Origin of the sequence: Cupriavidus sp. Agwp_2, assembly GCF_040784895.1 — a bacterium.
In the GTDB taxonomy this organism is placed as follows: domain Bacteria; phylum Pseudomonadota; class Gammaproteobacteria; order Burkholderiales; family Burkholderiaceae; genus Cupriavidus.
This window is the reverse complement of the sequence record NZ_CP088084.1, coordinates 2,148,988-2,162,806: the sequence shown is the minus strand read 5'-3', so window position 1 is coordinate 2,162,806 and position 13,819 is coordinate 2,148,988. Positions and strand designations below refer to the sequence as shown.

The window sequence follows — 13,819 nt, the reverse complement described above, 5'->3', positions numbered from 1 at the left end:
CGCAGCGCGGGTCGATGCCAGTCGCCGGTCCTTCCCGCAAAAACCTGATGGAGAACATGATGTCCGAATCCCTGAACGCCGCACGCATCCAGACCGTGCGTGATCACATGGCCCTCGAGTGCACGCACGAATGGGATGCCGTGATCGACACCTTTGCGCATCCCCGGTACGAAATGCACGCCACCGGCACGGTGTTCGATGGCGAAGAAGAGGTGCGCGGCTACTTCGATTCCTCGCGCGCTGCCTTCCCGGACCTGGCCAACGAGATCATCGCCATCGCCGCCGCGGACGACACCGTGCTGGTCGAGTTCTGGCTCTCGGGCACGCACCTTGGCGATCTGAAGGCGAATGGGAAGACCTTCCCGCCCACCGGCCGCAAGTTCCGCGTGCGCATGGCCGCGACGTTTGAATTCGCGGCGGATTCGGACAAGATCATTTGCGAGCGCCCCTACTCCGCCACCGACGCCAAGCTGCGGGCCCTCGGACTGCTCTGACGCGCCGCGGCGAATCCGGCAAGAGGCGAGCGCCTGGGGCCCCGCCTCTTTTCATGGGTCAGGCGGCCGACGTGTGGCTGGCCGGGCGCGCGACCCGATCCTTGCGGGAACATCGACGCGCAGAGCATCCAGACGCGCGCATCGAAGATCGCGTCACGCATGCGCGCGTGGCCAGGGCCCGCGCGGTCCTGGCTCAGCATCTGCGCCAGGTCGCTTCGCTCGCGCTCGGTCAGCCAGCGTGCTTCCTTCGGGCTCTCGGAACATGCTGCCACGCTTGCGCAGCGCACCGAGACGATGCGGAGTACGGCGCAGCAGCAGGCGGACGACTTCTACGCGACCATGGACGCGCTACGCCATCCGTTGCCGCCGGCGCGATCAGCTTAGTTCCGTTGCCAGATATTGCGCCGTGCGGCTGGCCACCACGCCCGTGATCTCCGGAGGCCGACCGCAAGCCACGACGCGACCGCCCTCCTCGCCAGCGCCGGGACCCATGTCGATCACCCAGTCCGCCTGGGCCACGACACGCATGTCGTGTTCGACGACTACGACGGTATTTCCCGCATCGACCAGTTCCTGCAGTTGCACGAGCAAGCGGTCAACATCGGCCGGATGCAGTCCGTTGGTGGGTTCGTCCAGCACGTAGAGCGTGTCGCCGCGCTGCGAACGTTGCAGTTCAGTGGCCAGCTTGATGCGTTGCGCCTCACCGCCCGACAGTTCGGTGGCAGGTTGCCCCAATCGGAGATAACCCAGACCGATATCGCGCAACGCCTTCAACGATCGCATCGGCGCGGGTTCGTCCGCAAAGACCTTGCAGGCAGCATCGACGGTCAGGTCGAGGACTTCCGCGATATTCCTGCCCTGCCACAGGATTTCCAGCGTCTGCGGCTGATAACGCGTGCCATGGCAGACGGAGCAGGGTGCATAGACGCTCGGCAGAAACAGCAGCTCCACGCTGACGAAGCCCTCGCCTTCGCACGTCGGGCAACGACCCTGCGCCACGTTGAAGGAAAAGCGTCCGGGCGTATAGCGTCGCCTGCGCGCTGCGGGGGTGTCGGCAAACAGCTTGCGCACGTGATCAAACAGCCCGGTATAGGTGGCGAGGTTCGATCGCGGCGTGCGGCCAATGGGCTTCTGGTCGACACGCACCAGGCGGCGCACAGCCTCCATGCCGCCCGCGACGCGCCCCTCGGTAGGGGCATCCGTCACCGCGAACAGCGGATCGCGCTCCTCGTCGGCGTCGCTATCGTTCACGCGGCCCAGATACCGGTTCACCAGTTCCGGCAGGGCCTGGCTGATGAGGCTCGATTTCCCCGATCCCGAAACCCCCGTTACCGCCGTGAAGCAGCCCAGCGGTATTGCCGCATCGACCTTGTGCAGATTGTTGCGCGAGACATGCGCGAGCTTGAGCCAGCCCGCCGGATCGCGAGCGTTTCGCAGCGGCACCTGGCGCTCGCCAAACAGGTAAGTTGCGGTGCGCGATGCCTGCACCGCGGCGAGTCCGTCGGGTGGCCCGCTGTAGAGCACACGCCCGCCGCCCTCGCCGGCGGCAGGGCCCACGTCCACGATCCAGTCCGCGTGGCGCATGGTCTGCGTGTCATGCTCGACCACGAACAGCGAGTTGCCCGCCGCCTTCAGTCGTCGCAGCGCCAGCAGCAGCGCCTCGCCATCGGCCGGATGCAGCCCGGCCGAGGGTTCGTCCAGGACATAGACGACGCCGAACAGTTGGGAAGACAACTGCGTGGCCAGCCGCAGCCGCTGCAATTCGCCCGACGACAGCGTTGGCGTGCTGCGGTCCAGCGACAGATAACCCAAGCCGAGGTCGATGAGCGTGGACAAGCGCTCCATCAGCTCTTCCGCGATGCGCTGCGCGGCCAACCGCTTTTCGTCGGAGAGGTTGGGCGTGCGCCGCACGTCGGGCGCCCCCTTGTGCGCGGATCCCCCCGCAGCGACGCGCCGCGCCGTGGCAGCGCGCCTCGCTCTCGTGCCCAGTACCGCGCCGGATGCATCCCCTGCGTCCGTCCACGCGCCGTGAGCAATCGGGCGCATGATCTCCGCGACGCGGGCAAGCGGAAGACTCGCAAACTCACCGATATCCATGCCAGCGAACGTCACCGATAACGCTTCTTTCTTCAGTCGCTTGCCGTGACACGCCGGGCATTCGCGTCCGAGCATGTACTGCGCGACCCGTTTCTTCATCAACGCGCTCTGCGTCGTGGCAAAGGTATGCAGGACATAGCGACGGGCGCCCGTGAACGTGCCCTGGTAGCTGGGCTCCATCTTGCGCTTGAGCGCGGCGCGTACTTCCCTGGGGGTAAATCCGGCATATACCGGCACCGTGGGCTGTTCCTCGGTAAACAGGATCCAGTCACGATCCTTCTTCGGCAGTTCGCGCCACGGCTTGTCCACGTCGTAACCAAGCGTGACCAGGATGTCGCGCAGGTTCTGCCCGTGCCATGCTGGCGGCCATGCGGCGACCGCGCGCTCGCGGATCGACAACGAATCGTCGGGGACCATCGACTGCTCGGTGACATCGTAGATGCGGCCCAGACCATGACAGGTCGGGCATGCGCCCTCCACCGTGTTGGGCGAGAAATCCTCCGCATACAGCATTGGCTGCCGGGCCGGATAGGTGCCGGCGCGCGAGTAGAGCATGCGCACAAGGCTCGCCAGCGTGGTGACGCTTCCCACCGTGGAGCGCGCATTGGGCGCGCCGCGCTGCTGCTGGAGCGCGACGGCGGGCGGCAGCCCCTCGATGGCATCGACCTCCGGTACGCCCACCTGATCGATCAGCCGCCTGGCATACGGTGCCACCGACTCGAAGTAGCGCCGCTGCGCTTCGGCGTAGAGCGTGCCGAATGCCAGCGAAGACTTGCCGGAACCCGATACCCCGGTAAACACGACCAGCGCGTTGCGCGGGATATCGACATCCACGTTCTTGAGGTTGTGCTCGCGCGCGCCGCGCACGCGGACGAAGTTGTCTGCCACGCCGCAGGCCGCGGCCTGCAACGCGTCGTCCGGTGTCAACTGGCTCTGGAGTTTTTCATCGTCCATACGAATTGGTGCTGGTTTCGTATCCGCGTCGCGTATTCGGCCGCCCCCTTGCACAAATTTCCGACCGGATCTACGTCCTTCCAGCTACTTCTTACGCCTGGTGGGTGCGCCGCTTCCTCCGCGAGGCTGGCGTCAACGCCGCAATCCAGACGCCTGCAGCGCCGTTCGGCAAGGCCGCAGCCGTGAGCGAGGTCTGCCGCTTCCCTCCGCCGTCGCAAGGCCGCGCGGCAACTTCCAGCCCCCAACAGGCAGGAAGCATGCCAGAGCCCCTCGGGATGAGGGTTGGTTGCCTTGGCGGTTGGCGCACGCATGGCGGCTTTTGCGGACGATGCGGGGATGGGCGGCGCCAGAGCCTGCGCGTGGACGAACTAGTGTTGCACCATCACCAGCATGCCGTAGAACAGCACAGCGAGGAAAAGCGTCTCCAGCACCATTAGCGCCACCGGCTTCCAGCCGACAGACAAGATGTCCTTGAGGTGAGTCTTCATGCCAATTGCCACCATCGCCATGACCAGGCACCACTGCGAAGCGAACTGCCCCGCCTTGACCAGTCCTGAGGGCAACCAGCCGGTGCTGTTGATCGCCACCAGCACCGCAAACGCCACGGCAAACCACGGCAGCAGCGGCGGGCGCGGCCCCTTGCCGGCTTCCCCTTGTGCGCGCTGATGGCGCTGCGACAACCATGCAGCCAGCGCGATCACCGGCAGCAGCATGGCCACCCGCATCAGCTTGACCAGCGTCGCCGCATCCCCGGCTTCGTGTGAGATGCTATAGCCGGCCCCCACTACCTGGGCCACGTCATGGATGGTCCCGCCGATAAAGGTTCCGGCCTGTACTGAAGGCAGAGCCAGCAGTTGCGCGAGCATCGGGTATAGCACCATCGCCACCGTGGATAGCGTGCTGACGGAGATCACCGTGAACAGCGTCGCGCGCTCCTTCAGCGGATGCTGCGGCATGGCCGCGGACAGGGCCAGCGCCGCGGAAGCACCGCAGATTGCCACTGCGCCCCCGGTGAGCAGGCCGAAGAACGTCTGGAACCCCATCAACCGGGCCAGCACGATGCCGCACACGATGGTCAGGGCGACTGCCAGCACGACCATGGCAACGGAGTGCCAGCCCAGCGCCACCACCTGCGAGGCCGTAATGCGCAATCCCAGCAAGGCCACACCCAGCCGGAGCACCTGCTTGGCGCTGAAGTCGATGCCGGCAGCGCTGGAGGATTCCCGCGACAGGAAGTTCAGCGCCATCCCCAGCAGCAAGGCGAACAGCATGACCGGCGCATGATAATGCGAGGCAAGCGACATGGCTGCGACGGTTACCACCGCGCTGATGACCATGCCAGGGAGATTGCCCCGAAAGGTGCTTAGCAAGCTCGGATTCAGAAATCTTTCGGACATGAATGTCTCTCCGATGCATCGATGAAGGTCGCCACTCCTCTCGAAATAAAGCCCGCCATCTTCGCAAACCGGGAAAACGCCGGCGGACACACTATGCAATCTCCCACCTGTCAAGCATGCTGCAAGGCGCGCAGTTCGGCCATGCAAAGGATGCCAACGACTTTGCATTACATGCCACCGGCAATAATTAGCGTTCCCTGCGGCACCGCCTTGAGGGTAGGCTTTGAGTGAGCGTTCGTGCGAATCCGGTCAGGCATTGCCGCCTGCGCAACGGTGGGCGTGACGCCAGTTTCTCCGCCAGCGCCATTGGACGCTGCGTGGGCTATGCTGAACTGGCACACCCCGTCGCCCGACTGGAGAACGATCATGCGTTATCGCCTGCCCGCCTGCGTGGCCGCCATCGTGGCGACCCTCGTGCTGGCCGCCTGCGCCACCCTTCGGCCCCTCGAAACCGCGGAGGGTATGCTTGGCAGCCCACAAAATGCCGTGCGCGATACGTTCGGCACTCCCACGGAAACCTACCGGCTTGCTGACGGCACCACTCGGTGGATCTATTCGAAGCAACCGCTCGGCTTCGAAGTCTATGCGGCGGACTTTGACGTGAACGGCAAGCTGACAAAGTTTCGGCAGATGCTGACCGAGAAGGAAATCTACGAGGCACGCCCCGGCGTCTGGACCAAGCAGGATATTGCCGAGCGCTTCGGCCGTCCGCGCGAGCCCATTCAGTACTATCCGCTGATGAAGCGCGAAGCCTGGTCGTACCGGCTCTACGCAGGTGCCTACATGCCAGCGCATTTCAGCGCCTACTTTGACGAACGCGGCGTGCTCGACCGGACCATGATCATCGTCGACGCGATCGGCGGCGACGCGCGGGACGCCAGCAAGTAGGTCTGGCGTTGCCGCCGGCGGCCAGCAGTTGGCGCACCATGGCGCCGCTGCCAAACGTCAACAGACTGGCGCCGTCCGGCAACGCAATAAGCGGCGCATAATGCACCGCCCAGATCGAAATTCGCATTTAAGCAGAGAGGCAGGATGTAGAGATCTCTACAACGTTGAAATGTCAGCTATGGGCTTCTAAGATCCGAGCCATGACTGCTTTCATCGGCCCCTGGGCCCTGCTCATCGTCAGTCTTCCGACATCCGGCGCCACCACGCGCATGCGAATCTGGCGCTCAACCAAGGCACTTGGATGCGTCGCGCTGCGCGATGGCGCCTACCTGTTGCCGGCTGGGGACGAACACCTGGCGGAACTTCAGGATCTGGCGGAAACCACCAGGCAGGAGAATGGCGATGCGTGGCTACTCAACGTCAGTCCACACAGCCAGGATGAGGTCGCAACACTCCGTGCGTTGTTCGACCGCAGCGCCGGCTACGCAGAATTCCTGGCCGATCTGGACGACTCCCGCCCGACGCTTTCCACACTGAGCGGTGCCGAGCTCAGTCGCCTGCTGCGTCGGCACGCGCGAACGTACGACGCCATCCGCAAAGTCGATTTCTTTCCCAACGAGGCATCGAGCCGCGCTGAAGCGCAGTGGAGAGAATTCAAGCGCACGGTAGCGCTGCTCCAGTCACCAGATGAGCCACAGGCACGCACGCAGGCGATTGCGCGCCGTGATCCCGCCCGGTATCAGGGCCGGCTCTGGGCTACCCGACGGCATCTGTGGGTGGACCGGGTGGCTTGCGCCTGGCTGATCCAGCGCTTCATTGATACCCATGCGAGATTCCTGTGGCTGGAGTCTCCGGCGCATTGCCCTGACGATGCGCTGGGCTTCGATTTCGACGGCGCCACCTTTACGCACGTCGGCGAGCGGGTGACGTTCGAGGTGCTGTTGGCCAGTTTTGGCCTCGATGGCAACCGGGGACTGGCGCGGCTCGGCGCGATGGTCCATGCACTCGACATCGGCGGCACGTCGGTACCGGAAGCCAGCGGCTTCGAGGCCATGCTATCTGGCGCACGGTCGCGCGTGGGCGACGACAATGCCTTGCTTGCTGAAATCGGCACCGTGCTGGATTCGCTGTACGCGCATTTCTCGACCAGCAAGAAAGCCTGACAACCCATTCTTGCAAAGAGCCTCACCATGACTCGCATGCAACAACCCGGCATGGCGTCGCCGGGCACGGCGCAACGTTCGGCCTGCACGCTTTGGCAACTGGTGCTGTATTTCCTTCGCCTTGGCACCTTTGGCTTTGGCGGGCCGGTGGCGCTGGCCGGCTATATGCATCGCGACCTGGTGGAGCGACGGGGATGGATCAGCGACAGCGACTATAAGGAAGGCATTGCCCTGGCCCAGCTCGCGCCTGGCCCGATGGCCGCGCAACTGGCGATCTACCTGGGCTACGTCCACTATCGCGTGGCAGGGGCCACGCTGGTCGGGCTGGCCTTCGTGCTGCCATCGTTCCTGATGGTGCTGGCGCTCGGCTGGGCCTATGTCAGCTTCGGTGGCTTGACCTGGATGCAATCCGTTTTCTATGGCGTGGGTGCCGCCGTCATCGGCATCATTGCCATCAGTGCCTACAAGCTGACCAACAAGAGCATAGGCAAGGACAAGCTGCTGTGGGCCATCTACCTCATCGTCGCCGCAGTGACCATTTTCACTGAGTCCGAAATCGCCTGGCTGTTCCTGGCGGCCGGCATGCTTGCCTGGTTCTGCCGCGCCCCGCCGAAATGGTTGCGCCAGGGTGGCGCCAATGCGCTCGCCGCGACACAGGTTCCCGCCACGATGAGCCTGTTCAGCACGCTGGACTGGCCCTTGCTGACCCAGGTCGCGGTGTTCTTTGCCAAGGCCGGCGCCTTCGTCTTTGGCTCTGGGCTCGCCATCGTGCCATTCCTCTACGGCGGTGTCGTGACAGAGCACCAGTGGCTCAATGAAAGGCAGTTTGTCGATGCGGTAGCCGTTGCCATGATCACGCCAGGTCCCGTGGTGATTACGGTCGGCTTTATCGGCTACCTGGTAGCGGGGCTTCCCGGCGCCTGCGTGGCGGCTTTGGCAACGTTTCTTCCCTGCTACTTGTTTACCGTGTTGCCGGCCCCATACTTCAAGAAGTACGGAAAGGTGCCTGCCATCCTTGCCTTTGTCGATGGCGTTACGGCGGCCGCAATCGGCGCCATTTCCGGCGCGGTCTTCGTCCTGGCCAAGCGCTCGATTGTCGACGTTCCCACGATCCTGCTCGCCCTTGGAACGGTCGCGCTGTTGCTAAGGTTCAAGAAACTGCCCGAGCCCGTCGTCATTACCGGTGCCGCGCTGATCGGGCTCATTATCTATCCGCTTCTTCACGCGCATTCCGGCTAGACCGGGATCCGTTTCCAGGCACCGGTGCAGAAGGGCAACGTCGGATTGGCCATAACTGTGCACGAAGATCACCCGCCAGACGCTGCCCCGGACGGCCTCGCGCGCATCGTCCTGCCATCCGGCGTGGATCGCGATGCCATCCCATTGCTTGCCGGCCGCGGGCTGCGGGGCATTTGCGATGGGTACATCGCGGTGCTTTTGCCTTCTTACCTGCTGGCCCTTGGCTTTGACGCGATGGCGGTGGGATTCATCAGCAGCACGACGCTGGTCGGCTCTGCCGTGGCGACCATCCTGGTCGGGGTCGTCGGGCACCGCTTTGCGCAACGCCGCTTGCTGATGGCCGCGGCGGCGCTGATGTTTGCGACAGGCCTCGGCTTTTCGGGAATTTCCGCACTCTGGCCACTTCTGATCGTCGCCTTTGTCGGCACGCTGAATCCGGGCGCTGGCGATGTCAGCGTGTTCCTGCCGCTGGAACACGCAAGGCTGGCCGAGTCGGCGGTGCCGGAGGCACGGACGGCACTCTTCGCCCGCTATGGGCTGGTTGGCGCCTTTTCCTCTGCATTGGGTGCGCTGGCAGCGGCAATTCCGGCTTCGCTGGTCGCGCGCTTTCCGGTATCGGCACTGGACGCGATGCGCCTGATGTTCATCCTCTACGCATTGGTCGGCGTACTGCTGTGGCGCATCTATGCGCGGTTGCCGGCCACACCACAGGCCGGCCCGGCAACGCCACCGACAACACCATTGGGGCCGTCCCGCCCGATCGTATTGCGCCTTGCCATGCTGTTCAGCGTGGACGCGTTTGCAGGCGGACTGGTCGTGAATTCGCTGTTGTCGCTGTGGTTGATGCAGCGCTTCGGACTGAGTCCGGCCGCCACGGGCCAGTTCTTCTTTGCCGCAGGCATGCTGACGACGTTCTCCCAGCTTGCCGCAGTGCCGCTCGCGCGAAAAATTGGCCTGCTCAATACGATGGTGTTCACGCACATCCCCTCCAGCCTGTGCCTGATTGCGGCCGCCTTTGCACCCACCCTCGAAACGAGCCTGGCCTTGCTTCTGGTCCGCAGTGCACTGTCGCAGATGGATGTGCCCACCCGGACGGCTTATGTCATGGCGGTTGTCACGCCCCCCGAACGGGCTGCCGCGGCAAGCCTGACGTCGGTGCCTCGCAGCCTCGCCGCAGCGCTCAGTCCCGCGCTCGCTGCCGCATTGATGGCCTACGGCTATGCCAGCGCGCCACTGGTAGCCTGCGGACTGTTGAAGATTGCCTACGACCTGGCGATGCTGGGCGGATTCCGCAGGGTCAGGCTCCTGCATTGAGTTCCGGACCCGCACGTGGCCGGTGCTGCGCTGAAAACCCGCTGCATCCGGCAGCGGGGTTCCCCTTTTGGATCAGGCTCACCCCATCAACTTCTCCTTCGTGATGGGAAGATTCCGAATCCGCTTGCCCGTGGCGTGGTAGACGGCGTTTGCAACCGCGGCGGCAAAACCGGTTATGCCGATCTCCCCGATGCCGCGCGCGCCGAATTCATTGAATTCCAGGTCGGGGTGGTTGAGCAGGATCACGTCGATCTCCGGCTGGTCTGCGTGGACGGGGACCGCATATTCGGCGTAGTTGTTGTTGCCCGGCATGCCATCGCGTTCGTCATACTCGGTGGCTTCGAACAAGGCCATGCCGACGCCCATCACGATCGCGCCTTCCACCTGGTTGCGGGCAGTGACCGGGTTGATGACCCGCCCCACATCGATCGCGCTCACGACCCTGGCGACGCGCAGCCGTGAAATGCCGGGATCCCAGCGCACCTCGACAAAGTGGGCGCCGAAAGACATGAAGGACAGCTTGTCGGTCGGTGTGCCGCCGGTCCGGGCGAAGCCCTCCGCGCTGGCAAAGCGCTGGGCATCGAGGACCGAGGCATAGTCGACGGCGCGCTTGCCGTCGGTCAGGCGGCCATTCTGCATCTTCAGTGTTTCGGGCCTGGCACCCGCGAAGGCGGCGCCGTCCTGCGTCGCGAATGTGCGCAGCTGGCCGATCGCGTTGCGCGTGGCTTCGGCCACGGCGGGCAGGACGCTGGCCGTGGCCCAGGAGCCACCGGCTACCGGTGCCGCCGGAAAAGTCGAATCGCCCAGCCTGACATCGATCTTCTCGAATGGCAGGCCGGTCAGCTCGCTGACCGTTTGCGCGACGATCGTGTACATGCCCGTGCCAATGTCCTGGATCGCGCAGGTCACCGCCGCGGTGCCATCGCTGCGCAGGAGGACACGGGCCTCGGCTGGCGTGCGCCAGGCGTCCCAGTTGCATACGGCCAGGCCGTAGCCGACGATCTCGTTGCCGGCCTTCATCGACCCCGTGCGCGGATCGCGCCGGTCCCAGCCGAACTTGCGGCTGCCCTGCTCGATGGCCTCGCGCAGGTGATTGCTGGACCACGGCAGGTTAAGGCTTTCGTCGCGCGTGGACAGGTTGGCAAGCCGGAACTGCAAGGGATCGATGCGGCAGGCAAGCGCCAGTTCGTCGATGGCGGATTCAAGCGCAAACAAACCCGGCGCGGCCCCCGGGGCGCGCATCGACGTCGGCGCGCCACGGTGCACGTTGGTGGTGTGATGGCTCACCATGAGGTTCGGGCACGAATACACGCTCTGCGTCATCCCGCCGCAATTCTCCACGTACTGTTCGATGAACGAGGTGGTGTTGACCGATTCGTGCCGGATCGACGTGAGCTTCCCATCGGCCCCTGCCGACAGGCGCACGCGCTGCCGCGTTTCAGGCCGCTGGCCGGTGGTCGTGAACATGTAGGCGCGCGGCACCACCAGCTTCACCGGACGGCCGGTCATTCGCGCTGCCGCGCTGGCCGCGACGGAATGCGGCCACAGGAACAGCTTGGAGCCGAATCCCGAGCCGATAAAGGGCGCGTCGACGGTGACATGCTCGGGAGTGAGGCCGAAGATCTGCGCAATGGTATTGCGATGGACGGTGGCGCCCTGGGTGGCTTCGTAGAGATGCAGGTCGCCGCCCTCCCACCACGCGAGCGTGGCGTGCATTTCCATCGGGTTGTGGGTTTCGACCGGGGTACGGTAAATGGCGTCGACCTTGACCGCCGACTGGTCGAATGCCGGTGCCGGCGTGCCGCGCGCATGCCCTCTTCCGCCGTCGCGCAGGCCGTTCGCCTTGATGCCGTGTTCCAGGTCCGTGACCGGCCTGGTGCGGGCGTACGACACCTTGACGCGGTACGCCGCCTCACGGGCGTGCTCGAACGTATCGGCCACGACCAGCGCCACCATCTGGCCGCCGTAGTGGATGGTGTTGTCCTCGAACGGCAAACGGTGCTCGTCGGTGATCGACGCAGTCAGGATGGTCGCGCCCGAGATCGGGCTCTTCGGCGTCCGGTACAGGCGGGGGAAGTTGCCGTTGTGCAGGATGTCGACCACACCGGGAACGCGGCGCGCGTCGGCCGTCTCGATCCCGGTGATGCGGCCGCTCGCCACGGTGCTGTACACGCCGTAGGCGTGCAGCATGCCGGGCAGCGTGCGGTCCGCCGTATAGAGGGCGGTGCCGGTCACCTTGAGCCGGCCATCGATGCGGCGCGGCGACGCGCCGATAGCAGTGTTGTTCACGCTAACCCCCCTTCAGGCCATGAGAAGCGACAGGTTCCGCATGACGGCCTGCTGGCCGAGCATGAGCTTGAAGCCGTTCTGTCCGTAAGACTGCGCGCCAGCCATTGCCGTTGCGGCGGCCTCGCGGATCAACGCTTCCGACGCGGGCTTGCCGCGCATCACGGCCTCGGCGTTGGCCGCGCGCCACGGCTTGGTCGTGACGCCGCCCAGCGCGATGCGGATATCGCGAACGACGCTGCCATCGAGCGCGACCACCACGGCGCTGGAGGCCAGCGCGAACTGGTACGAGCCGCGGTCGCGCAGCTTCAGGTATGCCGAGCGGCTGCCGGGCATCGGCGCATCGAGCGTGATATGGGTAATCATCTCGCCGGCTTCCAGCGCATGTTCCTTCCACGGCGTGTCACCGGGCAGCAGATGGAAATCCGCAAACGGAATATCGCGCTTGCCTTTCGGCCCCTGCACGTGGACCGTCGCGCCAATGGCCACCATGGCGACGCACATGTCGGACGGATGCGCGGCAATGCAGTGCGGGCTGCCGCCAAGCACCGCGTGCACATTGCGGTTGAGGCCTTCGATGGCGGCGCAGCCCGAACCCGGGTTGCGCTTGTTGCACGCCGAGACCCCGTCACGGAAATAGCCGCACCGCACCCGCTGCATCACGTTGCCGGCGGTCGTGGCCTTGTTGCGCAGCTGGGTGCTGGCACCGGACAGCAATGCCTGCGACAGCGCGGGATAGTGCGTGCGGATATGTTCGTGGCGGGCCAGGTCGGTGTTGCTGACCATGGCACCGATGCGCACCCGGCCATCGCCGAGCGGCTCGACCTGGTCGAGCTTGAGCTTGTGGATGTCCACCACGCGGGCGGGCTGCATGATGTCGAGCTTCATCAGGTCCAGCAGCGTCGTGCCGCCGGCCAGGAAGACCGTGTCGCCGCCGTGCGCATGCAGCGTGATCGCCTGCTCGACATCGGCGGCGCGCGCGTATTCGAAGTTCCGCATCAGACGTTCCTCCGCATCTTGCCGCGCGCGTCCTGGATGGCCGTGACGATGTTCTTGTACGCGCCGCAGCGGCAGATGTTGCCGCTCATCGCTTCCCGGACCGAAGCGTCGTCGGCCGGAATCCGCTTGTCCTGCAGGATGCCCACCGCGCTCATCATCTGACCCGCCGTGCAGTAGCCGCACTGGTAGGCGTCGTGGTCCCAGAACGCCTGCTGCACCGGGTGCAGCTTGCCAGCGGGGGCCAGCCCTTCGATGGTGGTGATCTCGTCGCCGTCGTGCATCACCGTCACCGACAGGCACGCATTGACCGTGACACCGTTCACGATCAGCGTGCACGCGCCGCACTGGCCGTGATCGCACCCCTTCTTCGTCCCGGTCAGGTGCAGCTGGTCGCGCAGTGTGTCGAGCAGGATGGCATTGGCCGCCACCGTCAGCCGGTGCGTGGTGCCGTTGACCTTCAGCGTGACGGGATATCCCGCGGCGGCGCCGGCTTGCGCGGGCACCTGCGGCGCGGGCTCGCCGGATGCGCCAGGCGACCAGGCCACGTTCGTAATCCCCGCGCCGGAGGTGCAGACGGTTTGCAGGAACCGGCGGCGCGTGAGCGTGACGGCTTCGCCATCAGGAGCAGGGCCATAGCCTGCCGCGGGCGCAGTGGTGTGGTCTTCCATATTCATTCTCCGTTTCGGAGCGTGGGGAACGCTGACGCAGACGCACCGCACGGCCATCGTGCCGGCTGCCTCGCCCATGGGCACGCCTGACATTGCAGGCTTGTCATCTGCGCATGCGCAGCGCGGAAGATGACAGGATTGAAAGAAAAGCGGCGCAGAGAATCGGGGCAGAGAATCGAGGCCAAGAAGCGGGGCCAAGAAGCGGGGCCAAGAAGCGGGTACGGCGCGCTCTAACTTTATTCACAACGTTGGCTTTTTCAAGGAGGCGCTGAAATGCGCGCGGAGCCTGGCAATGTCTGCATTTGTCTTATCGTGCCTTG

General features: G+C 65.1%; 10 protein-coding genes. 5 read left to right on the top strand and 5 right to left on the bottom strand.

Annotation, left to right across the window (positions count from 1 at the left end; translation table 11 throughout):
* The first annotated feature begins 56 nt into the window (after window positions 1-56).
* The gene (locus LPA45_RS27510) at window positions 57-494 is read left to right on the top strand and encodes an ester cyclase (protein ID WP_233528396.1); all 438 of its coding nucleotides are present in this window, start codon (window positions 57-59) and stop codon (window positions 492-494) included.
* Window positions 495-869: 375 nt separating this feature from the next.
* Here the strand turns inward: LPA45_RS27510 and LPA45_RS27505 are convergent, their stop codons facing one another.
* Complete coding sequence (locus tag LPA45_RS27505) at window positions 870-3,545, bottom strand: excinuclease ABC subunit UvrA (protein ID WP_116323091.1); 2,676 nt, start codon at window positions 3,543-3,545, stop codon at window positions 870-872.
* Between the two features lie 368 nt (window positions 3,546-3,913).
* Complete coding sequence (locus LPA45_RS27500; RefSeq protein ID WP_116323092.1) at window positions 3,914-4,942, bottom strand: YeiH family protein; 1,029 nt, start codon at window positions 4,940-4,942, stop codon at window positions 3,914-3,916.
* A gap of 366 nt (window positions 4,943-5,308) precedes the next feature.
* On the opposite strand from LPA45_RS27500, the gene LPA45_RS27495 reads away from it, so the two are divergent.
* The 4 genes from LPA45_RS27495 to LPA45_RS27480 all read left to right on the top strand — a co-directional run bounded on the left by LPA45_RS27495 (window position 5,309) and on the right by LPA45_RS27480 (window position 9,546).
* Window positions 5,309-5,830, top strand: a complete 522-nt coding sequence (locus LPA45_RS27495) for a hypothetical protein (protein ID WP_116323094.1) — start codon at window positions 5,309-5,311, stop codon at window positions 5,828-5,830.
* 200 nt (window positions 5,831-6,030) lie between these two features.
* Window positions 6,031-6,993, top strand: coding sequence for a chromate resistance protein ChrB domain-containing protein (locus LPA45_RS27490; protein ID WP_116323095.1), 963 nt, complete (start codon window positions 6,031-6,033; stop codon window positions 6,991-6,993).
* Window positions 6,994-7,029: 36 nt separating this feature from the next.
* Complete coding sequence (locus LPA45_RS27485) at window positions 7,030-8,232, top strand: chromate transporter (protein ID WP_116323096.1); 1,203 nt, start codon at window positions 7,030-7,032, stop codon at window positions 8,230-8,232.
* Between the two features lie 57 nt (window positions 8,233-8,289).
* Entirely contained in the window at window positions 8,290-9,546 is a 1,257-nt protein-coding gene (locus tag LPA45_RS27480; RefSeq protein WP_116323097.1) for an MFS transporter, read from the top strand.
* 78 nt (window positions 9,547-9,624) lie between these two features.
* Here the strand turns inward: LPA45_RS27480 and LPA45_RS27475 are convergent, their stop codons facing one another.
* Genes LPA45_RS27475 through LPA45_RS27465 form a run of 3 tightly spaced genes read right to left on the bottom strand, consistent with a single transcriptional unit; the run spans window position 9,625 to window position 13,499 of the window.
* Complete coding sequence (locus LPA45_RS27475) at window positions 9,625-11,835, bottom strand: xanthine dehydrogenase family protein molybdopterin-binding subunit (RefSeq protein WP_116323098.1); 2,211 nt, start codon at window positions 11,833-11,835, stop codon at window positions 9,625-9,627.
* Between the two features lie 12 nt (window positions 11,836-11,847).
* On the bottom strand, window positions 11,848-12,831 hold the full coding sequence (locus tag LPA45_RS27470; protein ID WP_116323099.1) for a xanthine dehydrogenase family protein subunit M: 984 nt from the start codon (window positions 12,829-12,831) through the stop codon (window positions 11,848-11,850).
* On the bottom strand, window positions 12,831-13,499 hold the full coding sequence (locus LPA45_RS27465) for a (2Fe-2S)-binding protein (RefSeq protein ID WP_116323100.1): 669 nt from the start codon (window positions 13,497-13,499) through the stop codon (window positions 12,831-12,833). The genes LPA45_RS27470 and LPA45_RS27465 overlap by 1 nt, the downstream gene beginning before the upstream one ends.
* Window positions 13,500-13,819: the final 320 nt, after the last annotated feature.